Origin of the sequence: Echinicola shivajiensis (assembly GCF_018642165.1) — a bacterium.
GTDB classification, from domain to species: Bacteria; Bacteroidota; Bacteroidia; order Cytophagales; family Cyclobacteriaceae; genus Echinicola; species Echinicola shivajiensis.
This window is the reverse complement of the sequence record NZ_JAHHZM010000020.1, coordinates 35,545-59,916: the sequence shown is the minus strand read 5'-3', so window position 1 is coordinate 59,916 and position 24,372 is coordinate 35,545. Positions and strand designations below refer to the sequence as shown.

At 38.1% G+C, this 24,372-nt stretch carries 21 protein-coding genes; 12 read left to right on the top strand and 9 right to left on the bottom strand.

The window, feature by feature from the left end:
- The 3 genes from KMW37_RS20905 to KMW37_RS20895 all read left to right on the top strand — a co-directional run bounded on the left by KMW37_RS20905 (nucleotide 1) and on the right by KMW37_RS20895 (nucleotide 2,824).
- On the top strand, nucleotides 1-846 hold the full coding sequence (locus KMW37_RS20905; RefSeq protein WP_215226590.1) for a 4-hydroxy-3-methylbut-2-enyl diphosphate reductase: 846 nt from the start codon (nucleotides 1-3) through the stop codon (nucleotides 844-846).
- Between the two features lie 37 nt (nucleotides 847-883).
- Nucleotides 884-1,576 carry a fatty acid desaturase gene (locus tag KMW37_RS20900; RefSeq protein WP_215226589.1) on the top strand — a complete coding sequence of 231 codons (693 nt, stop codon included), beginning with the start codon at nucleotides 884-886 and terminating at the stop codon, nucleotides 1,574-1,576.
- Nucleotides 1,577-1,666: 90 nt separating this feature from the next.
- On the top strand, nucleotides 1,667-2,824 hold the full coding sequence (locus KMW37_RS20895) for a BamA/TamA family outer membrane protein (protein ID WP_215226588.1): 1,158 nt from the start codon (nucleotides 1,667-1,669) through the stop codon (nucleotides 2,822-2,824).
- Nucleotides 2,825-2,907: 83 nt separating this feature from the next.
- Here the strand turns inward: KMW37_RS20895 and KMW37_RS20890 are convergent, their stop codons facing one another.
- Together KMW37_RS20890 and KMW37_RS20885 are read right to left on the bottom strand one after the other, a co-directional pair.
- On the bottom strand, nucleotides 2,908-4,473 hold the full coding sequence (locus KMW37_RS20890) for a capsule assembly Wzi family protein (protein WP_246581591.1): 1,566 nt from the start codon (nucleotides 4,471-4,473) through the stop codon (nucleotides 2,908-2,910).
- Nucleotides 4,474-4,620: 147 nt separating this feature from the next.
- Nucleotides 4,621-5,289: a hypothetical protein gene (locus KMW37_RS20885; protein WP_215226587.1), complete on the bottom strand. Its 669-nt coding sequence runs from the start codon at nucleotides 5,287-5,289 to the stop codon at nucleotides 4,621-4,623.
- Nucleotides 5,290-5,528: 239 nt separating this feature from the next.
- On the opposite strand from KMW37_RS20885, the gene wecB reads away from it, so the two are divergent.
- On the top strand, nucleotides 5,529-6,623 hold the full coding sequence (gene wecB / locus KMW37_RS20880; protein WP_215226586.1) for a non-hydrolyzing UDP-N-acetylglucosamine 2-epimerase: 1,095 nt from the start codon (nucleotides 5,529-5,531) through the stop codon (nucleotides 6,621-6,623).
- Between the two features lie 4 nt (nucleotides 6,624-6,627).
- On the opposite strand, the gene KMW37_RS20875 is transcribed toward wecB, so the two are convergent.
- Both KMW37_RS20875 and KMW37_RS20870 read right to left on the bottom strand, forming a co-directional pair.
- Entirely contained in the window at nucleotides 6,628-9,090 is a 2,463-nt protein-coding gene (locus KMW37_RS20875) for a bifunctional UDP-N-acetylmuramoyl-tripeptide:D-alanyl-D-alanine ligase/alanine racemase (protein WP_215226585.1), read from the bottom strand.
- A 44-nt stretch (nucleotides 9,091-9,134) separates the two neighbouring features.
- A complete protein-coding gene (locus KMW37_RS20870; RefSeq protein ID WP_215226584.1) occupies nucleotides 9,135-9,470 on the bottom strand; it encodes a tRNA-binding protein in 336 nt (111 codons plus the stop codon).
- Nucleotides 9,471-9,548: 78 nt separating this feature from the next.
- On the opposite strand from KMW37_RS20870, the gene KMW37_RS20865 reads away from it, so the two are divergent.
- Nucleotides 9,549-9,905, top strand: coding sequence for a hypothetical protein (locus tag KMW37_RS20865; RefSeq protein ID WP_215226583.1), 357 nt, complete (start codon nucleotides 9,549-9,551; stop codon nucleotides 9,903-9,905).
- A 100-nt stretch (nucleotides 9,906-10,005) separates the two neighbouring features.
- Here KMW37_RS20865 and KMW37_RS20860 read toward each other — a convergent pair whose 3' ends face one another.
- The 4 genes from KMW37_RS20860 to KMW37_RS20845 all read right to left on the bottom strand — a co-directional run bounded on the left by KMW37_RS20860 (nucleotide 10,006) and on the right by KMW37_RS20845 (nucleotide 15,560).
- Nucleotides 10,006-10,740, bottom strand: a complete 735-nt coding sequence (locus KMW37_RS20860) for a 1-(5-phosphoribosyl)-5-[(5-phosphoribosylamino)methylideneamino]imidazole-4-carboxamide isomerase (RefSeq protein WP_215226582.1) — start codon at nucleotides 10,738-10,740, stop codon at nucleotides 10,006-10,008.
- A 145-nt stretch (nucleotides 10,741-10,885) separates the two neighbouring features.
- A complete protein-coding gene (locus tag KMW37_RS20855; protein WP_215226581.1) occupies nucleotides 10,886-11,932 on the bottom strand; it encodes a WD40/YVTN/BNR-like repeat-containing protein in 1,047 nt (348 codons plus the stop codon).
- A 108-nt stretch (nucleotides 11,933-12,040) separates the two neighbouring features.
- Nucleotides 12,041-14,860 carry an excinuclease ABC subunit UvrA gene (gene uvrA / locus KMW37_RS20850; RefSeq protein ID WP_215226580.1) on the bottom strand — a complete coding sequence of 940 codons (2,820 nt, stop codon included), beginning with the start codon at nucleotides 14,858-14,860 and terminating at the stop codon, nucleotides 12,041-12,043.
- 82 nt (nucleotides 14,861-14,942) lie between these two features.
- Entirely contained in the window at nucleotides 14,943-15,560 is a 618-nt protein-coding gene (locus KMW37_RS20845; protein ID WP_215226579.1) for a hypothetical protein, read from the bottom strand.
- A gap of 397 nt (nucleotides 15,561-15,957) precedes the next feature.
- Between KMW37_RS20845 and KMW37_RS20840 the strand changes: the two genes are divergently transcribed.
- From KMW37_RS20840 to KMW37_RS20820, 5 genes are all read left to right on the top strand, one after another.
- The gene (locus tag KMW37_RS20840; protein WP_215226578.1) at nucleotides 15,958-16,560 is read left to right on the top strand and encodes an RNA polymerase sigma factor; all 603 of its coding nucleotides are present in this window, start codon (nucleotides 15,958-15,960) and stop codon (nucleotides 16,558-16,560) included.
- On the top strand, nucleotides 16,535-16,771 hold the full coding sequence (locus KMW37_RS20835; protein WP_215226577.1) for a hypothetical protein: 237 nt from the start codon (nucleotides 16,535-16,537) through the stop codon (nucleotides 16,769-16,771). Before KMW37_RS20840 ends, KMW37_RS20835 begins: the two co-directional genes overlap by 26 nt.
- A gap of 120 nt (nucleotides 16,772-16,891) precedes the next feature.
- Nucleotides 16,892-17,578: an endonuclease III gene (nth, locus tag KMW37_RS20830; protein ID WP_215226576.1), complete on the top strand. Its 687-nt coding sequence runs from the start codon at nucleotides 16,892-16,894 to the stop codon at nucleotides 17,576-17,578.
- A gap of 3 nt (nucleotides 17,579-17,581) precedes the next feature.
- Nucleotides 17,582-19,375 carry an asparagine synthase (glutamine-hydrolyzing) gene (gene asnB, locus KMW37_RS20825; protein WP_215226575.1) on the top strand — a complete coding sequence of 598 codons (1,794 nt, stop codon included), beginning with the start codon at nucleotides 17,582-17,584 and terminating at the stop codon, nucleotides 19,373-19,375.
- Complete coding sequence (locus tag KMW37_RS20820) at nucleotides 19,372-20,601, top strand: glycosyltransferase family 4 protein (RefSeq protein ID WP_215226574.1); 1,230 nt, start codon at nucleotides 19,372-19,374, stop codon at nucleotides 20,599-20,601. Before asnB ends, KMW37_RS20820 begins: the two co-directional genes overlap by 4 nt.
- On the opposite strand, the gene gldB is transcribed toward KMW37_RS20820, so the two are convergent.
- A complete protein-coding gene (gene gldB / locus KMW37_RS20815) occupies nucleotides 20,570-21,568 on the bottom strand; it encodes a gliding motility lipoprotein GldB (RefSeq protein WP_215226573.1) in 999 nt (332 codons plus the stop codon). The genes KMW37_RS20820 and gldB overlap by 32 nt on opposite strands.
- A 129-nt stretch (nucleotides 21,569-21,697) precedes the next feature.
- On the opposite strand from gldB, the gene KMW37_RS20810 reads away from it, so the two are divergent.
- Together KMW37_RS20810 and KMW37_RS20805 are read left to right on the top strand one after the other, a co-directional pair.
- Complete coding sequence (locus tag KMW37_RS20810) at nucleotides 21,698-23,053, top strand: fasciclin domain-containing protein (protein WP_215226572.1); 1,356 nt, start codon at nucleotides 21,698-21,700, stop codon at nucleotides 23,051-23,053.
- A gap of 48 nt (nucleotides 23,054-23,101) precedes the next feature.
- On the top strand, nucleotides 23,102-24,112 hold the full coding sequence (locus KMW37_RS20805; protein ID WP_215226571.1) for a radical SAM/SPASM domain-containing protein: 1,011 nt from the start codon (nucleotides 23,102-23,104) through the stop codon (nucleotides 24,110-24,112).
- Nucleotides 24,113-24,372: the final 260 nt, after the last annotated feature.

The following is a 24,372-nucleotide window of genomic DNA, read 5'->3' as shown; positions in this document are numbered from 1 at the left end:
ATGTTGGATCTTAATGTTCATATTGATACTAATTCAGGCTTTTGCTTTGGTGTGGTGTATGCGATTGAGTTGGCCGAAGATATTCTTAATGAGGAAGGTCATTTGTATTGTCTTGGGGATATAGTGCATAATGATGAGGAGGTAAAAAGGTTGGTAGAAAAGGGCCTTAAGATCATCGACCATGAAAGACTCAAAGAGTTGACAGGTGAGAAAGTGCTAATTAGGGCACATGGAGAACCCCCTTCAACCTATGAACTGGCCATAAAAAACGAATTGACTTTGGTGGATGCAAGTTGCCCGGTTGTGTTGAAGCTTCAAAACAGAATAAAGAATTCCTTTGATAAAAAAGAGAAGATATATATTTACGGAAAACATGGGCATGCGGAGGTAGAAGGACTGCTTGGACAAACCGCTAACAAGGCGATAGTGTTTCAGGATATTGGGGAACTGGATTTAGATAATATGCCTGAAAACATTACACTATTCAGTCAGACTACCAAAAGTACCGATAAGTTTTATGAGATTAACAGGATATTAATAGAGCAAGGAGTTACTGTTCAAACCAATGATACTATTTGCAGACAGGTTTCCAATAGGGATAAAGAATTGAGGAAGTTTGTTGAGTCATATGATAAAATTGTGTTTGTAAGTGGAAGAAAATCCAGCAATGGTAAAGCTTTGTATGAGGTGTGCAGACAGAATAATCCAAATACATTTTTTGTTTCCCATCCTGATCAGCTTGAAAAAAGTTGGTTTTCTTCGGGTGATTCTGTGGGGGTATGTGGAGCAACTTCTACTCCAATGTGGCTGATGGAGGACGTAAGAAAGTCACTACTTAGCTATTAATCTTCCTTTTATAGCTTCAGTAGAGTACCTTAGTAATATGACCAAATCAACATCTATAAATCAATCAGTGGGTCCTTTCGGTGTTATCATCGCTTTGGTGATCATTACTTGTTGGGCTTTGGTCCTTTGTTTTTTATTGAATTGGAAATTAGATTATTATAATCCATTGACCTATCTGGCCATTTTATTGCAAATGCATTTGTATACAGGGCTTTTTATCACGGCTCATGATGCAATGCATGGGACGGTTGCCAAAAATAAAAAAATCAATGATGCGATAGGCTGGTTTTCTGCTATCCTGTTTTCATTCAATTTTTATTTTCGGCTATTTCCCAAGCACCATGAGCATCACCGTTTTGTAGCTACAGGAAAGGATCCCGATTATCATGAATCTCATCAATTTTGGAAATGGTACTGGAGTTTTATAAAGGCCTACATTACCATAGGTCAATTGATTTTGATGGGGGTTTCTTTTCAAATTTTGAGAATATATTTTCCTGTTGAAAATCTGATTCTCTACTGGATGTTGCCAGCGATCTTATCAACCTTTCAATTGTTTTACTTTGGTACTTTTTTGCCACATAGGGGAGAACACCATAACAAACATAAGTCTGGAACCTTGCCGAAGAACCATTTATGGGCTTTTTTGTCCTGTTATTTTTTTGGATACCATTATGAGCATCATGATTCTCCCGGAACCCCGTGGTGGAGACTGTGGAAAATGAAGTGATCAGAAGAATATTATTAAGCTTTCCGAACCAATATTCCCCTTAATTTCAGCTATTTTTGTGGGATTTTATATATAATAGTTTTTCTCCATATGTACCAATTTCTTCATAGGTCAATTAAATGTCTATTATTTGTTAAGGTTTTTATAGGGGGGGGATTCGCTCATGCGCAAACTGATTCAAGTTCAGTAGAAAATGAGCAGGGAGAAAGTAAGTTTTTTAATACGGTAGATCATGTATTGAATAAGTTGAGTACAGATACTTGGTCATTTATCCCTGCAGTGACTTATTCTCCTGAAACTAGTCTGGGAATTGGGGCCGGGGCTATCAAGGTTTTTAAGTCCAAAAAAATGGAAGAGCAACAACTGCGGCCATCCTCCATGCCAATTACTTTTATTTATACTTTAAAGAAGCAGGCCATTTTAGAGCTTGATTTAGATTTATGGAAAAACTACAATAAGGATTATATCAATGCAAGGTTGGAGCTGACGGATTATCCTTTTAAATTTTATGGAATAGGGAATAATACGCCCATAGATAATCAGGAAGATTATGCTACGAGGTATGCCTATCTTCACTTAAATTATATGCGCAGGATTATTCCAAATGTTTATTTGGGGCCAAGGTTGGAATTCCGAACAGATAATATTTATGAGACCCAGCTCAATGGTACCTTGGAAAGTGGTGAGGTTCCTGGTTCCAATGATCCTAGGGTTGCAGGTCTTGGGCTTAAAACGAATTATGACTCCAGGGACGATATTTTCCAACCCAATTCAGGCTCTTATCATCAGTTTTCCTGGATGACATTTCAGCCCTTTTTGGGAAGTAAATTTACCTATAATCGTTATGAGTTAGACCTTAGGAAATACGTGCCTATTTGGAGGAATAAGATATTGGCAATGCAAGCGTGGTGGAGTTTTATTAATGGTGAAGCCCCTTTTCAACAAATGTCACTGATTGGGGGAAGCAAACGGATGAGAGGTTATTTTGAGGGCAGATACAGAGAAAAAATGGCCATGGTTTACCAGGCTGAGCTGAGATTGCCGGTATATGGAAACCTAGGAATGGTTTTTTTTGGCAATACCGGGCAGGTTGCCAATAAGGTTTCCCAATATGCCTTTGACCGTTTCCATTATGGGGCTGGCTTCGGGATTCGGTATAGGATGAACGATGAGGGAATAAATATTAGAATTGATTTTGCATTTGGTGACCAGACAGCTTTTTACTTTGGGCTAAATGAGGTTATTTGATGGACTTTGTTTTTCCATAGAAACAAAAAAAGATAGGCTACTAGTTTGACCTATCTTTTTTTGCTTAATTTTTTACTTAGTGATTAGTCAAAAACGTAACTTAAGCTAATGTGAGCCACAAAATTTGTTTTGTCCAGTCCTGCGATGAAATATTGATTAGGATTGTTTTCTAAGTACCATTTATAATTTAGGGTGTTGACATATTGGAATTTGCTGGAAAGAATAAAATTGTCGATTTTCCAGTCAGCTAATAGTGATGGTACTAGGTCTATGTATTTTCTTCTATAGTCTTTTATTATCTCAAATGTATTATAATAGTAATCATTATTGTAAACGATTCGCTCCATTTGGAATCCAATTTTGTTATAGTTTTTCACCCAACTGGCCTCTAGGAAGATTACATTGCTTCCAGGGCCATTACCTGCTCCCAGAACCTGCCCTAAGTGAGTGTAACCATGGCGCACATGAGGGTGCGTATACCAACTATTTTCAGCAATAATCGCCTCTCTAACTGTCTGGCCTGTTTGTGTCATTTCAGAACTTATCTGAATATAAGCATCTTCTTTTTTCAGTGGAATCAGATTACTAAATCCAAAGGTAAATGCTCGGTTTAGGTCTGGGTTGACCAAGAAATTTCTCAACTGTCTACTGTTTCCATTGGAGCCGTATTCTCCATAAAATTCAAACAGACCACCATGGCTCATCCATCTAAAATAACCAGAGCTCAATTGGTTTCTTTGATCACGGTCTGTATTGACAATATTTGAGGGGCCTTTTTCTCCATTAAATATAGGGAGATAATCTGCCAGCTTGTCCATATCATTGTAATACATTTGTGATACACTGCTATAGCCTACAGAAAGTCCAGGTACCCATTTAGGCTGGTAGCTGATAGTTATGCCAGAGAGATATCTCCAATCCTCATCCCTTTTGGGGATATAGGCTTCAGTTTGTTTATAAACAAACCCATGGTTTGGGGGTAAGTAACCTGAGTTTTTTAACTTTCCTGAGAAAAGTTGCCCTTCAAAGTATCCGATTTGTGTTGCTATTGGTCTATTTGTGTGGATGGTGGCATGAAGAAATCCAGGTGCATTATTGCTCATCAATAATGAGTTCCTTTTGCCTGGTCCCCACCAAATATTTTCATTGGAGACCCCAATTGAAAAATCTTTATAGGTGTATTTAATATTTGATTGGCCCAAGAAGAATTTTGTGTAAGATCCAGTCCCAAATCGTTCAGGAATATCACTGGTGTTTAGCCATTCGAAATAGTCCAGCCAATGGTATCCATCGGTACTCAATTGGAATCCTTCAAAATCTAGATTTTGAGCAGTCAAAAATTCTGGTTGAAACTGGATGCTGAAACCTTTATAGGAAGCATATAGTCCACCACTTATGAGTGATTGAATCCCTTTATTCGGAATCATGGAACCATCATTGGTACCAAATGAATAGTTGGAATTATACTGGTTTTTAAAAAGTAGAGGCAAGACTTTGATTTTACCCTCTCCATTGGCAAATAATTGATGTTCTTTAAACCCATACAAGCGTTCAAAGAAATCTGATTTTTCACCGGCTAATTCCAAATCACCCATTTCGGGAGTGATCGGTCGAATATTGAAAGAGAAATTTTTGTCAAAATTTCCCATGAGCTGCTGCCTTCTTAGATAATCCTCTAAGTAAGGGGTGTTTAGGTTGGCAGTTTGAGATTTGGAGTAAATGGGAATAACAAACAATAAGCAAAAAAATATTGCTTTTATATTTTGGAAGCTTTTAGGAGTTGTCAAAATCATCATTTATTTAACAGAGAGAGTACTGACTTCGATTTTTGATACAGACCAACTTTCGTCGCAAATCAAGGAAGGTGCATTGTCCTGTTTTAATAGATCCCCACAGGTGAATTCAATTTTTGGACCAGTATGCCTGATCAATTTGCTGATTCTGTATTTTGTAGTCCAACCAGGAGTATCCTTATATTGGCAGAGACCAGGTAACTCTTTTTCTATAGCGCCAGTTTTAGGGTCATTATGCCTTCCATACTGGTCTGGGTAAGACTGGAAAAGACAATAATTCCATTCACAAGGGGAGTTTGAAAAGGTGGTTTTAAATATCTCCTGATAATCCACACTAAGATACCAGTAATCTGGACCACTTAAGCCTGTGGCGTTACCATCCCAACTATCATGCAGAAGGAGATCAATCACGATCCTTACTGTGTTATGGCCAGGAAGCTCATTAAGTCTGACGGTAAATGATTCATTGGTGAAGTTTCCCAATATGGTGTCATTTTGATAGATATGTAGTTTTCCATTCTCAATATTGGTAAGGCTTCCTACTTGCGAGAAATCATTATCATAGACTAAGACCTCGTCTAGTAGCTGATCCTCTTGACAGGAACTGAAAAAGAAGGATGAAATCAATAGCCCAAAAAGTAAATAGTTGGGCCTGAAACAAGCTTGCTGCATGTGGTAATTTAGATGGTTTTTTAATAATATACTTATTAATCACCTGATATGAATGATATTATTATCAGGGTTTTAACAATGGCACAAATATAAGATAAAATAAAGGAAATTAGGGTTTTGCTTATTTTAAGGTAGTGGAGGAAGAGTAGAAAGCTAGTTTTTTGTGAAGTCTAAGAATGTGTATATTCGCTTTCCAAATCAAGCTTTGCCTTGGAAGTAATTAAATTGGAAATAATATCATGCTGAATATAACTTTAGTGGCTGGGGCAAGGCCAAATTTCATGAAAATTGCTCCTATAATTCGTGCTATCCAAAAGAAAAAGGAGTCAGGGGATGCTATAGATTTTAGGCTAGTGCATACTGGACAACATTATGACCGTAAAATGTCTGGAGATTTTTTTGAGCAATTGGAGATTCCAGATCCGCATGCAAATTTGGGAGCTGGCGGTGGATCACAAGCAGAGCAGACCGCTGCTATAATGATTGGATTTGAAAAGGAACTGGAAGCTAATCGACCTGATGTGGTTTTGGTGGTAGGGGATGTGACATCTACTTTGGCCTGCTCCATTACTTCAAAAAAACTGCTTATTCCCGTGGTACATGTGGAAGGAGGGATTAGATCAGGTGACATGAGGATGCCAGAGGAAATCAACAGAATGGTAACTGATAGCATTACTGATCATTTTTTCACCACTTCAGTCTTGGCAAATGATAATCTCCTAAAGTCAGGAGTAGGTAAAGATCGGATCCACTTTGTGGGAAATACCATGATTGATACGCTCATACACAAAATGGATGAGCTGAAGCAACCAACTGATGCACATTATAAGGAGCTTCAACCAAAATCCTATTTTGTATTGACCTTGCACAGGCCTGCCAATGTAGATGAGGAAAGTAAGTTAAAAGCAATGATGGAAGCGATAATTGATGGTACAGGGGAATATCCAATAATTTTCCCAGTTCACCCAAGGACCGCTAAGGTGTTGCAGCGCTTAGGAATCAAGCATGAAAGACTCCATTATGCTGAGCCACTCTCTTATTTAGAGTTTAATTATCTGGTCAAAAATGCCAAGGCTGTAATCACTGATTCTGGCGGAATTACTGAAGAGGCCTCAGTAATGAATGTTCCTTGCCTTACTCTAAGGGACAATACCGAAAGACCAGAAACCATTGAATTGGGAACAAATGAATTGGTAGGAACAGATCCTGCTAAGTTACAGCCCTATTTAGAAAAATTGTTATCTGGTACATGGAAGCAATATCAGGGGATTCCGCTTTGGGATGGAAAGACAGCCATGAGAATAGTGGAAAAACTTCAGGAAGTATATGGATAGGGAGTTAGTCCAAATAATAGATTCGTTTTACCCTGTCACTTATGTTGGTTAGCAATTCATAGGGAATGGTACCGATAGATTTGGCCTGCTCTTTTAGAGATAATCCATTTCCATAAATGATGACTTCATCACCTTCCTTAGCATTAATATCTGTGATATCAACCATGGACATGTCCATACAGACATTACCTATTATGGGCGCGATTTGACCATTGATGAGCACTTTCCCCACTCCATTGCTGAACCTGCGGTCATAACCATCGGCATAACCTATGGCAATGGTTGCTATTTTACCATCTCTATTCATTATACCTTTTCTGCTATAGCCTACTGTTTGGCCTTTTTTGAGTTTTTTGATTTGAGAGATAGTGGTTTTTAGAATGCTTACAGGCTGCAAAGCCGCTTCAAGAAGACCATTGACCTCTATCCCATAAAGTCCAATCCCTAGTCTGACCATATCCAGTTGATGTTCCGGGTATCTAAGTATACCTGCTGAATTGAGTGCATGCATGATTGGACGGTAATTCAGCTCTTTTTTTAGTTCTTCTCCCATGGATTTGAAACGCCTAATCTGCTCCAATGAAAAATCTTCATGGATACTTTCATCTGCACCAACGAGATGGGTGTAAAAGCTTGATATACTAAGTTCCGGATATAAGTGGATCAGTTTCTTGAGATCTTCAAGATCTTCCTGATCAAAACCCAGACGGTGCATTCCCGTATCCAGATCCAAATGGATATTTAGTTTAGATGATTGGCTGCGGCAATACCTGCCTAGCTGCTCAAAGAAAGAAAGACTATAAACCACTGGCTCTAGATTATATTTAACCAAATTGCCAAATGATTCTGGGGCAGGGTTGAGGACCATAATGGGCAGTTTGATTTTATCCTCTTTAAGTGAAACCCCCTCATCAGTATAGGCCACAGCTAAATAATCTGCCCTAAGTTGTTCTAAATGATGGGCTATTTCGGTAGCTCCCCCTCCATAGGCAAAGGCCTTAACCATCACCATTATTTTGGTGGAAGGTTTAATTTGCTCTTTATAGAAGGTGAAATTTCTTCGCAACGCATTAAGGTTGATTTCCAGAACAGTACCATGGAGTTTGGCCTGTAGGGCATTTACCACCTGCTCAAAGGCGAAAGCCCTGGCACCTTTGATAAGTATAAGGTCGTTTTGGAATGAAATATCAGGCAGAGAAGAAAGTAGGTCTTCAGTGTTTCTAAAAAAGAGGCTTTTGCAAGGAGGGGTGTTTTCTAATTTTTTTATTTCTTCTCCTACTCCAATAAGTAAGTCTAGTTGATTATGCTGGATTAATTCCCTTACTCTTTGGTAGACCATTTCAGATTTTCCTGCCTGCAAGAGATCAGAGAGAATTAAGATCTTTCTGTTCTTTGGCCTTTGGTTTTGCAAGAACTCAAGTGCAATATCCAGTCCCGCAAGATCATTATTATAGGTGTCATCAATCAACAGGCATTGATTGAGCCCGGACTTTAACGTAAGTCTCATTTCTACCGTATTCAATTGTGGTAGACAAGCTTGTATTTCCTTTTCTGACATTCCCAAAGTAAGTGCTGCTACAATAGAATGTCTGAGATTCTCTAATGAGGCTTCATCGGTAAATCCAGTTTCAAATGTGTATAAGCCCATGTCGGGTTTGATCAATGTGATCTTACAAGTTGAATTATTTCTTTTTGTAGAAAGTGTAAAATCAGCTCCCGGTTTTTCAGACCATGAGATGAGTTTTTCATGATTAAAATGCTCTAGCATAGCCTGATGGACCATTTGCTGATCTTTTCTGTAAATGATATACTGCGCATGCTTAAATAATAATAGCTTTTCATGGAGCTTTTCTTCTTGACTAGAAAAACCTTCAGCATGGGCAGTTCCAATATTGCTGAAAATGCCAATATTGGGTTTGATCATTTTCTCCAATTTGGCCATTTCTCCAGTCTTGGAAATGCCCGCCTCCAAAATAGCTGCTTGATGTTGTTGGTTAATCCCGAAAATGGATAAAGGTACTCCGACTTGACTATTATAGCTTTTTGGGCTTTTGGCAATGTGGTATTTTTGAGATAGCAATTGACCAAGCCACTCCTTAATAATGGTTTTGCCATTGCTACCCGTAATGCCTATTACTGGTTTGGAGAATTGGGAACGATTATATTCGGCCAAGGCTTGGAGGGCTTCAGTAGTATTGGATACTTGGATGATGTTGGCATTTTCAAGCTTATTTAAACTTGATTTTTCCTGTACTATAAAGTTTCTCACCCCAAGATTATAAGCTTCCTCAAGATAGTCATGACCATCCACCTTAAAACCTTTTAAGGCTAAAAACGCAGTATCCTTCCCACTAATGATTTTTCTAGAATCCGTTAATACTTCCTTTATGGTTAAGTTATTGTTTTGCTGGATAAATTGACCATTAATAATGGAGGGAAGTCTGTTTGCCGCTAAAGGATTGATCATCTTTGTGGATAGTTGGAGGCACTAATATTGAGAAAAGTATAAAGTTAATAGAGTTTAGCTCCATTTGGAACATTTAAATCGGAAGTAGCTAATGTTACATTCCCTTGTTCATCATGAAAGCCTGTTACAAGAACCTCGGACATTATATTGGCAATTTGCTTTGGGGGGAAATTGCAAATGCAAATCACCTGCTTTCCAACTAAATTTTCAGGTTTATAATTCTCTGTAATTTGTGCTGATGACTTTTTAATGCCAAGTTCACCAAGGTCTACAAAGAGCTTATAGGATGGATTTTTGGCTTCCTTGAAAATTTCGGCTTTTGTAATTGTACCAATTCTGATATCAACCTTTTGGAAATCAGAAAACTGAATCGTTTGCATGTTTTTGAATAATTTGTATATTTGGAAACCTTAAACCAATTAAGGGCAAGATAAAGATTATTAAAATAATATTTTATAATGTTTAACATAAGCCAAATTCTACCACATTCATATAAGGCTGTAATAGCAGGTATTGCTGTTGCTGCTTTCTGTAACGTGGAGGTTGGTGCTCAAGAGGTTAGGGATTGTGACCAAAGACCAGATAGGGCTGGAAGCAATATGCTCAACTCTGTTGAAAGTGTTGAAAGTTTTTCTTCTGAAGAATATAAGCCTGAAAAGGTGTCAATTTCCAATAAGGCCAAGTCTTCAGTAAAAGAGGTGAAAGAAAATCCCATATATAAAGCCTCAGGAGAAAAAGAGGTGAACAAGGAAGAAATGTCTACATTGTCTTTTAATTTATTCATTTATATTATGGATAGGTTTAAAGAGGATTAAAATTTGAACCCAATTAGTTTTACAATTAACAATAACCCAAGATAAGGAGGCAAAATTTGTCTCCTTATTCTTTTTTGTACCTATTGGGAGAATTATTTGTTTATACGGTAATCACAAATTCTTTGAGATCTTCTAGTTTGATCTTGCCTTCATAAAAAGCCGATCCGATTACTGCACCACGCAAGCCTAAGTCTCTTAATCTTCTTAAATCTTCGACATCTCTAACCCCTCCACTAGCAACTACGTGAAGGTCAGCGAATTTTTTCACCATTTCCTCATAAAGTTTAAAGTTTGGTCCTTCCAAAATTCCATCACGTGTCGTGTCTGAGCATTTAAGGTATTTGAGTCCACGATCATAAAAATATTGTACTTGATCAAAAAGGTTGATGTCAGTGTTTTTTTGCCATCCTGCTATTTTGATTTTGTAGTCTTTGGGGTCTGTATCAGCTGCCATATTGATTTTTTCCCTTCCATATGACATGAGCCATTGTGAAAATTTTTCCGGAGTTATTACCGCAGCTGTAGAGGCAGTGATAGTTTTAGCTCCGTTTTCAAAAACTTTAATGACATCTCCATCAGTATAAAGACCTCCAGTATAGTCTATCTTTAGGCTAGTATATCCAGCAATGATATTTAGTATGTGATAGTTTTTGGGCTCACCTCTTCTGGCGCCGTCCAAATCCACTAAGTGCACCCTTTCGAACCCACTATCTTCAAATTTTTGAGCAATCTCAAGCGGGTTATTGGATATAACTTTCTCAGTGGTGAAGTCCCCTCTTTTCAGACGGACGCACTTCCCATTTATAATATAGATGGATGGAATAATCTCGAACATTTTGGGTTATTTAGGTCTTTTCGTTTGCTATCGACTCCTAAAGAAATAGGATACTGTTTCATGCCGAAAGCTACCTAATATAATAAATAGGAGCCTTAATTAATAATAATTGTACCTATTTAATGTTAAAGAATGACGAAAATCTTTAGTACTTGAGTTTGCCAACCATGCCATTAGCCCCTGAAACCCATAAAGTGCCTTCGTTTTTTGAAAGCTTGACTGCGTGAGGACCTTGATCAGAGAATTTTGACCAATTGTTCCCTCCATCGGTTGAGTAATCGCTTCCATTGGTGCCTACGGCGATAAGCCAACCTTCTTTAGGAAAGTAAGCCACTCCGGAGCGATAGCCAGAAGGCCCTTTTCCAGAAGGTGTTGTCCATGTATTGCCTCCATCTAAGGATATAACGATATTTTTATTGTTGGAATCAGGGTTTTTATAATCTCCTCCAACAGCTATAATATTTTCTTCTTTAATGAAGGTCATTGAAAAAATGCCTTGAGACGATTCCCCCTGAAGAATGGGCACGGAAAAGCTTTTCCAGTTTACACCAGCATTTTGAGAGTAATAGACTTGGCTTTGAATTCCCCCAGATGCAATCCAAATTTCATTTCCGTCAATTAATATTCCTGAGCCGCTTGCTGCAAACCCTGCTTCACCTTCAGCTAATTCTGGTGTAGTGCTTAGCTCTATCCATGATTTTCCGCCATTTAAGGTTTGCAATACCATTAACTTGCCATTTACAGGATCACCATATGCGAAGCCCTTCTTTTTGTCTTCAAAGGATAAGCCATCCAAAAAGGCTTCTTTTGGCCCCTCATAGGTTTTTTTCCAGGTTTTACCTGCATTATTGGTCCTGTAGATCACGGCTGGTTGCCCAGCAGAAACTGCAATTGCGCTTTTGGCATTGAAAGCCTCGATATCCCTGAAATCAACAGAGTCCAACCCGTCAATAACGCCGTGTTCCCAAGTCTTTCCTCCATCTACAGTCAACATCCAAAGACCATTGGAGCCTGTGGCCCAAGCAATATCTTCAGTAAGTGGGCAAAGGCCTCTGATGGAGCTATTGGTAGGAGTATCTACTATTTCCCAGCCAAGAGGGACTTTTAATTCCTGCGCCTTTGGGGCTTGGCAAGCACTAATTAGTAGACTAGATATAGTGGTTAAAAAAAGGAGATAGAAAATATTTCTCATTTTAATATTTAAGAATGCAGTTTTGATTGTGTTTGATAGATTTTAAAACTCAAATGCCCATAGAAAAGTTTCTATGGGCATTATTTTTTGTTTGGGAGTTTGAAGAGGTTAATCCATAAAGGACTCTCTGAGGTATTTAGCTGTGTAGTTGTCCTTTACTTCTTTAAGGGCCTCAGGAGTTCCTTCAAAAGTAATATGTCCACCTCTTTCTCCTCCTTCAGGTCCAAGGTCGATCACCCAGTCGGCAGATTTTATCACTTCCGTATTATGTTCAATGATGATAACAGAGTGTCCCTCTTCAATCAATGCATTGATGGAGTGAAGGAGTTTTTTGATATCATGGAAGTGTAGGCCTGTTGTTGGTTCATCAAAGATGAAAAGTATATGATCTTTGCTTTTGCCATGACTTTTGCCAAGGAAGGAGGCCAGTTTCACCCTTTGGGCTTCTCCACCACTGAGGGTATTTGAAGACTGTCCTAGCCCAATATATCCAAGTCCAACTTCTTGCAAAGGCTGAAGTCTGTTGATGATGGCGTTTTTTCCTTCGAAGAAAATCATTGCCTCGTCAATCGTCATATCCAGTACATCAGCAATGTTTTTATCCTTGTAAGTGACATCGAGAATTTCATTTTTGAAGCGTTTTCCCTTACAGGATTCACAGGTAAGAAAGATATCAGCCATAAACTGCATTTCTATCTTTTGGGTTCCTTCACCTTGACAAGCTTCACATCTTCCTCCGTCGACATTAAAACTGAAGAATGCAGGTTTGTATCCTCGCTGTTTGGAGATTCCTATTTCAGAGAAAAGACTTCTTATGGCATCATAGGCTTTTACATAGGTTACAGGATTGGAACGCGAAGATTTACCAATTGGATTTTGGTCTACAAATTCTACCTGCCCAATGGATTTATAGTCGCCACTTAGTTTGTCGAACTTGCCAGTTTCATCAATGACTGTTCCTAAGGTTTTGCCCAATGCGGGGTAAAGCACTTTTTTGATCAATGTGGATTTTCCAGATCCACTTACACCTGTGATGCAGGTAAGGGTATTTAGTGGGATCTGTACATCAATATTCTTTAGATTGTTTTCTCTGGCTCCATTGATAATAATTTTATCTTTCCATTTCCGGTTGCCGGTTTTGATATTGATTTTTTCTTCTCCCTTTAGGTATTTAGCCGTGTATGTCTCACCATGGTCTAGCAGCTCTTCCAGTCCGCCTTGGAATACCAATTCACCACCGTTTACACCGGCATCAGGACCAATATCAATGATCTCATCTGCGGCCTTCATGATTTTTTCTTCATGTTCCACCACAATAACAGTGTTGCCCAGGTCCCTTAGGGTTTTCAATACAGAGATTAGTCTATCGGTATCTCTTGGGTGTAGGCCAATACTTGGTTCATCTAATATATACATCGAGCCAACCAAGGCACTTCCCAACGAAGTAGCCAATTTGATTCTTTGGTACTCACCGCCAGATAGTGTGGAAGTGAGTCGGTTCAGGGTAAGATAGCCAAGGCCTACCTTATCTATATATTCCAGCCGGTTTAAAATCTCCTTCAAAAGTCTATTGGCAGTTTTTGCATCTGCATCACTTAATTGGAGATTCTGAAAAAAGTCCAATGCCCTCTCGATTGGCATCAGTACAATGTCCGTTATGGAATGATCATTGATTTTCACATAGGCGGCATCTTTCCTAAGCCTTGTTCCTTTACAGTCCGGACAGGTAGTGCGTCCCCTGAATCTGGACAACATTACCCTGTATTGTATTTTATGGGTTTTGCTTTGAAGGTGTTCGAAAAAGGCATCAAGTCCTTTGAAATAACTGTTGCCTTTCCAAAGAAGCTCTTTATGGGCATTATCTAGCTCCTCATAAGGTCTGTGGATGGGAAAGTCGAATTGGATTCCATTTTTTATAAGAGGGGCAGCCCATTTTTTGGTGGTTTCCCCTCTCCAGGGGGCAATGGCTCCCTCATATATGGAAAGCGATTTATCGGGAATGACCAAATCTGGATCTATGCCAAGTACTGATCCAAATCCCTCACATCTTCTACAAGCCCCATATGGATTATTAAAGCTAAAGAAGTTGACAGTAGGTAGTTCGAAGGACATGCCGTCCATTTCAAACTTGTCACTGAATTTTTTCTTGGTTTTTCTTGGTACCACCACTATGCATTCCCCATGTCCTTCAAAAAATGCGGTTTGAACGCTATCGGCAATTCTGAATTGATTGTCCTCGTCCTCCTTTTGGATCATGGCCCTGTCAATGAGGATTTCAATTTGTCCATCAGGGATTTTGTTTTCTTCCAAAAGGTCTTCTACAAAATGGGCATCACCATCGATCAATATCCTAGTGAAGCCTTTTTGTAGTAATACTTCCAATTCTTTTTTAATACTTCTGCCTTCGCTAATCTGCAAGGGGCAGCTGATCATTACCTTTTCTCCTTCATCAAAGCTATGGATATAATCCACGACATCGGTGACGGTATTGTGTTTTACTTCTTCGCCACTGATTGGAGAGAAGGTTTTTCCTATTCGGCTAAATAATAATTTGAGGTAATCATAGATTTCTGTAGTAGTGCCTACAGTGGAGCGTGGGTTTTTTGTGGTAACCTTTTGCTGTATGGCTATGGCAGGAGAGACTCCTTTGATGTATTCCACATCTGGTTTTTCCATTCTGCCCAAAAATTGCCTTGCATAGGAACTGAGACTTTCCACATACATTCTTTGGCCTTCAGCAAATAAGGTATCAAAAGCCAATGAGGATTTACCAGATCCAGAAAGCCCTGTGACCACCACCAGTTTATTTCTAGGGATAGCCACACTCAAACTTTTAAGGTTGTTTACCTTAGCATTCTTAATAATTATATATTCTTTGGGGTTAAGATCTTCTATGGAAGTCTTATTCAAAGCAGTAGTCTCATTCATAGCTTACAAAGATACCAAGTGAACAGGTGAAATGGTAATTTGTTTAAAGCTGAATTAAGATGAAAAGTTCCTTATGGTATTTTTATTGTAATTGGGCCTTTACTTTGACTTTTTTGATAAGGCTATTATTGTAAATGATGCCATCAATGGGAAATTGTTGGTAATCATCGATTTCTTCGATGGACAATATTTTATAAGATTTTCCCAAAGAACCGGCGTGTTTCTCAATTCTCGACTTTGCATTTTCTATAGCAATATTAAATCCCTGATCATTTTTAGATTTCATTTCAGATGTTTCGATGTAATATCCGCCGCTGTTTAGATTGGCAGAAATATTATTTTCTTGTAACAGGGTACTTATTTGGTCCCTGTCGGATTCTTTATTTATTATTAAGCGGTAATTAACTCCATATTCAAATTCTCCTCCTTTTAAGTTATTAGGTTTATAATAATTCTCATACATTTTTTTGGCTTGAAAGGCTTCCATTTTCTTTCCATTCATTAATTTTTCTAAGCTTTCCTTGCCTTTTTTTTGACCGTTATAATTGATATTCAAACAAGGCTGTAGCGATTCAAAATTAATTTCAGCAGCTCCTATTATTTCTATGGTTTGAAATTCTTGGTTTGGCTGATTGTTGCAGGAAAATATTGAAGTACAAATAATTATAAATAAGAGGGTATTGATCAGGATGATTTTCATAGTTGTTAAGTGGTTAAATGAAAAATTTTCGACCTTTGAGTTCTACTTATCAATAAATGAGCCAGTTAGCAAGATGCTTTGAAAAATATCGACTGAATTGGCTTTTAATTATCTCTAATGGTATAGACAGCGGTAAATCAGGTATTTTAACCAGAGTTATCTTGGGAAATTCACCTGCTGCTATATGGTGGATTCAATTGAAAGTTTTGTTTTTTTAATGTAATTCAGATAATTGTTTGGAAAGGGTTGATTATAAGAGTTTTGACAACATAAAAAAATCATTTATTTCATTGCTTTGTGTTTTTCAATTCGATACATTTGATAATAATAATTTCAGTTTCCCACCTAAAATCCGCAATATGAAATAAACCTCTACGTTATTTAAACGTCAGAATTTATGAGTAAAAGGTTAGGACCTAAAGACAGTGAGCTTATTGCTCAGTATAGAAATGGAAGCGAAGCAGCTTTCGAAGTGTTGGTAGATAAATATAAATCGCGTGTTTTTACCACGATTTATATGATAGTGAAAGATCAAGGATTAGCGGAGGATTTATTACAAGATGTTTTTGTAAAAGTAATCCAGACCCTAAACTCAGACAGGTATAACGAAGAAGGAAAATTTCAGCCGTGGCTCATGCGCATTGCGCATAACTTGGCCATCGATTATTTCAGAAAGATGAAGCGGTATCCCTCTATTGTCATGGAGGATGGTTCCAGTTTATTCAATACATTAAAATTTGCCGAGGATAATGTCGAAGACCAAAAGGTCAAAGATGAGACACATGAATTGGTAAGGGATTTAATCAATGAGTTGCCTGATTCTCAGAAACAAGTCTTGATCATGAGACATTATATGGATTTGAGTTTTCAGGAGATAGCTGATCAGACTGGAGTAAGTATTAATACTGCTCTTGGAAGGATGAGGTATGCATTGATCAACATTAGGAAGAAACTAAAACAAATAAATGTTGCCTATGACAATATATTTTACCCCAAATGATCACCTGATACGGTATGTCTATCAGGAAATGAGCGAAGAAGAAAGTATCGAATTCGAGCAGCTCTTGCGTGAAGATGATGGTCTCATGCAAGATTACTTAGGCTTTTTGAGTACCATTGATCAAATCAATGGTTTGATGTTGGAGCCGTCTGATAAGGTGGTAGCTACTATCAAGGAAAAAGCCAAGACTTCTGGGCTCCAAAAGGTCTGACATCAAGAAACTTTGGTGAGAGCCCTCTGAATAAACATATTCAGAGGGCTTTTTTATAGCCAAGGACTTAAATAATGGCTTAGAATTCCCTTATATTTGAAAGGATAAAGGAGACAAAACATGTTGAAAAAAGAGCGATATAAGGCATTTACAGATTACTTTTCCACCCATATGCCTGTGGCAGAAACGGAATTGGAGTATGAAAACCCTTTTCAACTTTTAATAGCTGTAGTGCTCAGTGCTCAGTGCACTGATAAACGGATCAACATGGTGACCCCAGCTCTTTTTAGGGATTTTCCAACGCCTGAACACTTAGCTTCCTCCAGTTTTGATGAGTTATTTCCTTATATCAAATCGGTATCCTATCCCAATAATAAAACCAAGCACCTGCTCGGCTTGGGGAAGATGTTGGTGGAAGACTTCAATAGCGAAATTCCTTCTACTGTGCAAGAGTTGGTGAAACTTCCAGGGGTAGGAAGGAAGACAGCCAATGTAATCACTTCCGTTGTTTGGAACCAGCCCAATATGGCAGTGGACACGCATGTTTTCAGGGTTTCCAAAAGATTGGGATTGGTCCCTCAGAATGCCAAAACTCCTTTGGAAGTAGAAAAGCAATTGATCAAGCATATCCCAGAAGAACATATACACATTGCTCATCATTGGTTGATCCTTCATGGAAGATATGTATGCCTAGCAAGAAAGCCAAAATGTGATGTGTGCGATATTACCTATTTCTGTAGATATTATGAGAAAAATAAAGCCAAAATGGAAATAGAAAAAGAGTTATTGTCAGGCTCCAAGAAATAGGCTATGTGCGGGATTAACCTGGTATTGAATTTTTCCACGGCGGGGAAGGAAGCCATAAAGCTTATGATGGAGTCAACTCGGCATCGTGGTCCAGACCAGTCATCTTGGAAGTCAATTAATCCCAATTTGTTTATTGCAGGTAATAGGTTGAAAACCGTAGATCTAGGTGATTGGGCAAACCAACCGGTCTGTATTGATGATCAATATTTTTTTGCTTGGAATGGAGCGCTTTATAATTCTGAGGAGCTTAGAAACCAACTTCTCCAAGACGGGGTTTCTTTCGAAAGTAGGTCTGACAGTGAGGTGTTTTTGCGCTGGTTAATACAAAAGAGAGAGAGAGGAATAGGAGATTTAGAGGGAATGTTTGCCTTTACATTTGTGGATAAGCTAAAGAAACAGATAATAGTTGCCCGCGATGAATATGGAAAAAAGCCACTTTATTATTTCCATTATAGAGATCAATGGATGTTTTCTTCAGAGGCAAGGGCAATTGCTTCCTCTGGCTTAATAAATACCGCTGTGGATGTAGACCAATATCTGCCGTATTATTACAGCAGGCATAGTTTTCCAGATAAAAGTTTCTACAAATCCATCAATCAGTTAGCGGCTGGAGAAATAATAAAACTAGACTTCAGCGGAGAAATTTTAGATACTTTTAAACTAGTTACAAAACCTTGTAAAAATGAATTTTCTGGTAAGAAGGAATTCAAAAATCTATTGACAGAGGCTGTGCTGAGGCATTTTCAGGCTGATGTTCCAGTTGGTGTATTATTGAGTGGAGGTGTTGATAGCAGTTTATTGCTTCATACATGGGTGGAGGAGACGGGGATTCCCCTGCATACATTTACACTCACTTTTGAAGACAATTATTTAAAGGAATACCCAGACTCAAAATATGCCAAAAATGTAGCAAAGAAATATAATTCAGCTCATCACGAAATACTGATTACTCCAGAGTTGGTGTTAGAGAATTGGGAAGATTATCTAGCTTCACTTGATCAGCCAATTGGGGATAGTGCAGGTTTCATTAGTTGGATGATAGCGAAGGAAGCTAAAAAGTATGTTAAAATCTTGGTCAGTGGTGCTGGTGCTGATGAGCTTTTCAGCGGATACAGTAGACATACAGCTTTTAGGTACTATCTAAAAAATAAGAGAGTATTGCTGAAAATGGCAAAGATTGGAAAGGTATTTCCCTTTCTAAGCCGTAAGGCCAGTAAAATGGCCTATGCGATAGATGAGGTAGAGCAAATTACATTTTTAAATTTCAGTTCTTTGCAAAGGATACCCAAAAAAGATATAGGTACATTTTTGAAATACTTCCCAAAAGGATTAAATCCTTATAAAGCTGCCCTGGAATGGGACAGGCAATATTATTTGGTAAATGATATACTGAAAATTCATGATAATGCATTGATGAGCCATGGAATTGAAGGGAGAGCACCTTATTTGGATAAGGGATTGGTGGAATTGAGTTTATCACTTAATGAGGAGGAGCATTTGGAATCAGGCAATAAAAAATGGATCAAGGAGCTTCTTGAAGATACTGGGCTAAAGCAATTGGCAAATAGAAAAAAAGCAGGGTTTGGTTTACCTATACGAGAATGGTTGAAGTTAAATAAAAACTTCAGAGATAAAGTTTTCAAGGAAATTAGGGATTTTGAAACCAAGGAGGGGCAGCACTTTCCTGAAGAAATGCTTAACTTAGCTAGAAAGCCAAGTTTACACATTAATGACAGTTTCCTTCAAATCTGGAACCTTTTTGTGCTTGCAGGTTGGTATAGGAAAATTCAAAAATGAGAATCATTTATATTCACCAGTATTTTGTGACCCCCCAAGAAGGAGGGGCTGTGAGGTCATACCATCTCGCCAAAGGATTGGTCGATGCTGGTATGGAAGTGGAAATGATCACTGCGCATTCATCTAAGGAATATGACTTCAAACTAGTGGATGGGGTCAAAGTACATTATCTTCCTGTGTCTTATGATAATTCTTTCGGTTTTGCTAAGCGGTCATTGGCGTTTTTCAGGTTTGTTAGGCAGGCAAAACATTTATTGAAGAAGCTTAATCGGCCTGATTTGCTTTATATTACTTCTACGCCTTTGACTACTGGTCTGATTGGCTTGTGGGCAAAGCGTAGGTTGGCGATTCCTTATATTTTTGAGGTTAGAGACCTATGGCCTGAAGCGCCTGTTCAGGTAGGTGCAGTGAAAAACCCCATATTAAAAAAAGCCCTCTATAAGCTTGAAAAGCGAATCTATCAACATGCATTAAAGATTGTGGCCCTTTCTCCTGGAATAAGAAAATATATTGAAGATTCAGTCCCAGAAGCCAATGTTAATTTGATTCCAAATTTTTCTGACATAGGATTTTTTAAACCTGGTTTTCAGAAAGATGAAGCATATCTTCAAGATCTTGGTTGGAAAAAAGGAGCATTGAGTATTGCTTATACTGGCGCCATAGGGGATGTGAATGCGGTGGACGAATTGTTGGATTTAGCAGAAGGGGCCCAGAGAAGAAACAAAAACTGGCAGTTTGCCATTATGGGCAAGGGAAAGCGACTGGAAGATTTAAAAGCTAAAGCAAAACAGAAAAAACTGGACAATCTTCAATTTCTTCCCTTTGGGGATAAGGCAGCGGTCAAGAAATTATTGTCAGTAACTGATGTGTCCTTTATTTCCTTTGATCATCTTCCAGTGCTCAAAACGAACAGCCCAAATAAATTTTTTGATGCAATAGCCATGGGGAATGCCATTATGGTCAACCATCAGGGTTGGGTTTATAACCTAGTCAAGCATAATAGGATTGGGATTTTATATAATGCCAAAAAAATGGATGTAGGCATGGCTGATCTGGAAGCTTTAGATGCTGATAGAAAGAAACTCAGTGGAATGAAGCAAAGGGCAAATGATTTGGCAGTTTTGCATTTTTCAAAAGAGAAGGCGCTCAGCAGGCTTTTGTTTACTCTTGATCCTAAGAAATACCCGCTGCCTGCTATTGACGAGGTTTATATGCTGATTGCATAAAGATTTTCTTGGCATCTTTTTGGGCCATTAGTTCTACTAGTCCAATATTATTCTTTTCACTATATGCATCGACAATATTCCAGCCCACCCAACGACCAACTCTCCCAGGGGCATCAGGGCTGATCACGTCTGTGGAGGGAGCTTCTCCGGTATATTTTCTAATATTGAAAGGATTAGTTTCATAAATAGCCTCTTCCTCGATCAAATGCGTCCAGATAAAGTCCTCATTGGAATAGCAGGCGGCTAGTTCTTCTGTTGTATATCCAATGATCAGTCTTTCTGGTATACAGGGAAGCATGGATTTTGTGAAATGATAAGCCTTTCCATAATAAATCATTTCAGCCAATAAAGTATTGTCTTGTAGATCTGTCTCATTAAAGACAGAAGAAATGGCCGTTATGATCATGGGGACAAGATGGTCTTTATCATATCTTTTAGCTATATAGTCTGGCATTTCTGGAGGTTGAAAGCGATGGTCACTGGGCAAGAAATAATCCAAGCCAATTACCAACATTTCTTCATCCAGATAAATATCAGAAGTAAAACCACTGACAAAGGTATAAACCTTAGGTATCTTATAATTTGGATAAAAATACTTTATATGTTTAAATGCAAGCTCTAAATCTTTTTCTATTTCCCTGATGTTGGAAAATTCAGCCTTTACTTCCTGGTATAACTCAAACATTAGGGTGTCTTTAGGGATATCAGCAAGGGTTGAGACCAGCGCTTCTCTACTGGGATACAGTCCTTCTTGTAAGTATTTCGAAGAGAAATCAGGATGAGATTCAAGGAAATAATCTATGTCCTCCTGATTTTTGGCTTTAAAAAGTAAATCCTCAAGCCGTTCTATTTTTAGATTTACCTGAATAGCCTGTACATCTTCAGAAATATCACAATCCTGATTTTCCTTTTGGCAAGAAAATAAAACTATTAACAGAGCAAGAAAAAGCAGTGGATTGGTTTTCATTGGAGCATGTATTTTCTGGTAATTAAATAAAAGGTCAGGATTTTTTTTAATAGCGCTATATTTGTAAAGGTAAACTTAAGCACGGCATTTGTAGTTTTACAAGAATTCTGCTTAATAAATCATTAATCTATGCATTTTGGGAAGTCCAAATATATAAGTGTATTATATGGTCTATTTTTTTTGATATCGACTATTGGCTTATTACCGAGCTGTCGGGAGGAGAGTACTCCTCCGGACTTCAAACAATTTACCATTACCGAATTTATAAACCAAGATCCTAATTTTAGCATATTGTCTGAAGCAATGGAGCTAACAGGTTTGGCGGAGATATTAAACGGTGATAGGGAATTTACTTTTATGGCTCCTACAAACAAGGCTTTTGAAGCAATTGGAATTCAGTCGGTAGATGACCGGACATCAGAAGAGTGGGAGAGGATAGTGAGATACCACTTGACTGAAGAGGCAAGAATAAGTGATTCCTTGTTAAATAGGATACAAGAGACTTTACTTCCAGGTTATTTCTGGTATGTTTCGGAGGTGGACAGGCAGTTGTTGGTGAATTCTGAAGTTAAGATATTGGTCAAGGATATTTCTACTTCCAATGGTGAGGTTCATGGATTAGAACAAATTTTGGAACCAGTGAATTTAAATTTATTGGAAGTTTCAGAAAGTCTCGGTTTTAGCATTTTTGTAGATGGGCTTAAAAAAACTGGTTTTGATGAATTACTTTCAGGAGAAGGCTTGTACACCGTTTTTGTTCCAAGCAATGAAGCTTTTGAGGCTTACTTTGAAAAGCAAGGTATCACTAAAGAGGACTGGCTTGCTTCTACTAATTTGAGGTCATTTATATCTTTGTTTATCCTAGAGGGGATGAAGCAATCCTCTGATTTGGTTTCTGGGGAGCTAGAAACAATTGAAAGTGGTATGATATATTTTAGCAGGGATATAGAGGATGGTTTGTGGATAAATGGCCAGGCCTCTATCGGCAATAGAGATATTAATGCTGGAAATGGCTTGATCAATAGTGTGGATATAGTGTATACTTTACCTGATAAGTCGCTTGTGATTTTGCTTTCAGAAAGCAGTAATTCAGCCAATTATTCTGAGTTTGAAGCGGCCATGATATATTCAGGTCTCATTAATGATCTGGAAGTGGATGGTACGGGACCATTCACCATTTTTGCTCCGAACAATGAGGCTTTCAACTTATGGTACCAAGAGTTGGGTGTAACAGGATATTATCAAGTAGATGAAGACCTATTAAGGGCTACTCTTCAATATCATGTTGCTTTAGGGAGAGTTTTTACCCAAGATTTTAGAAAAGGAGATAAGCTGAATACATGGTTAGAGGGAAGCCTGCTGGAACTAGATTCTGATGGACCTAAGGTAAATGAGACTAACTTAGTTGTTGATTACGTGAATAAGTATGCAGTTAATGGTGTGTTTCATGGAATAACAGCTGTTTTGGATCCAGGAGAAAATTGAGGAAATTACTGCAGAGTGAGTTTTGTTGGTTAATGATGGAAAAATCAAATGAGTTTGAAAAGTAAATGGATTCTTGGTAAAGCATACTTGAACTACCTTACATGGGCAAAGTTGGCCAATTTTTGTTTACTGTATATTTCATTTTATCGGTCAAGGTTCACCAAAAAACCTATTATTAAGGGCTTGCCTACCGCCATGTCCATTGAGCCAACTACGGGATGTAACCTGCGCTGTCCAGAATGTCCTTCAGGCTTGAGGAGTTTCACTAGGCCCAGGGGGATGTTGGAAAAATCAACTTATCATAAAATAATAAATGAATCAGCAACCCATCTGACCTATTTACACCTCTATTTTCAGGGAGAGCCCTTTCTCCATCCAGAATTTTTAGATTTGGTGAGCTTTGCTGATAAAAAAAGGATTTTTACCGCTACTTCCACCAATGCCCATTATTTAAATGAAAGAACCGTTGCGAAGGTGGTCAGTTCGGGCTTAAAACAATTGATTGTCTCTGTAGATGGTGCTACCCAAAGTGTGTATGAGAATTACAGAATAGGAGGAGATCTTTCCCGCGTTAAGTCAGGAATTAAAATGTTGATTCAGGAAAGAAAAGCAAAAGGTTCGAGTTTTCCACAAGTGATTTTTCAATTTTTGGTGACCGGAAAAAATGAGCATGAAATTCCTAAAATAAAGGAATTGGCAAAGGAGCTAGAAGTGGATGAACTACAGCTGAAAACTGCCCAAATTTATGATTATGAAAATGGGTCTGAATTAATTCCTTCTGACCTTAGGTTTTCAAGATATCTTCCTCTTAAAAACGGAAAGTGGAAGCTTAAAAAGGAAATCAAAAACAAATGTTGGAGAATGTGGCAAGGGGCGGTCGTGACTTGGGATGGGGATGTTGTTCCATGTTGCTTTGACAAGGATGCTTCACATGTAATGGGCAATTTAATTAAGGAAAGACTTGGTAAAGTATGGAGAAATTCCCTTTATAATGGATTTAGGCGACAGCTTCTCAGTGATCGAAGTCAAATTGAAATCTGCAAAAATTGTTCGGAATAGTGTGCATAGATTTTTTAACGGGATGAATTTATTTTTGGGGAGACTCAATGATGAGCACAATAGTTGATAGTGAAATCCACTTCTTACAATTCTAAGGTTATTCTCTAAGTCTTGATGGATTATAGTAAATATCAATTTTGAGTTTGTTGCTTGTCTAGCGAAGCTCTAATTACTTATCAAGAATAGGGCTCAATCATTCGGAATAATTATCTTTACGGTGGTTTTCAATATTCAAAACAAAATCTTTTGAAAACTATGGA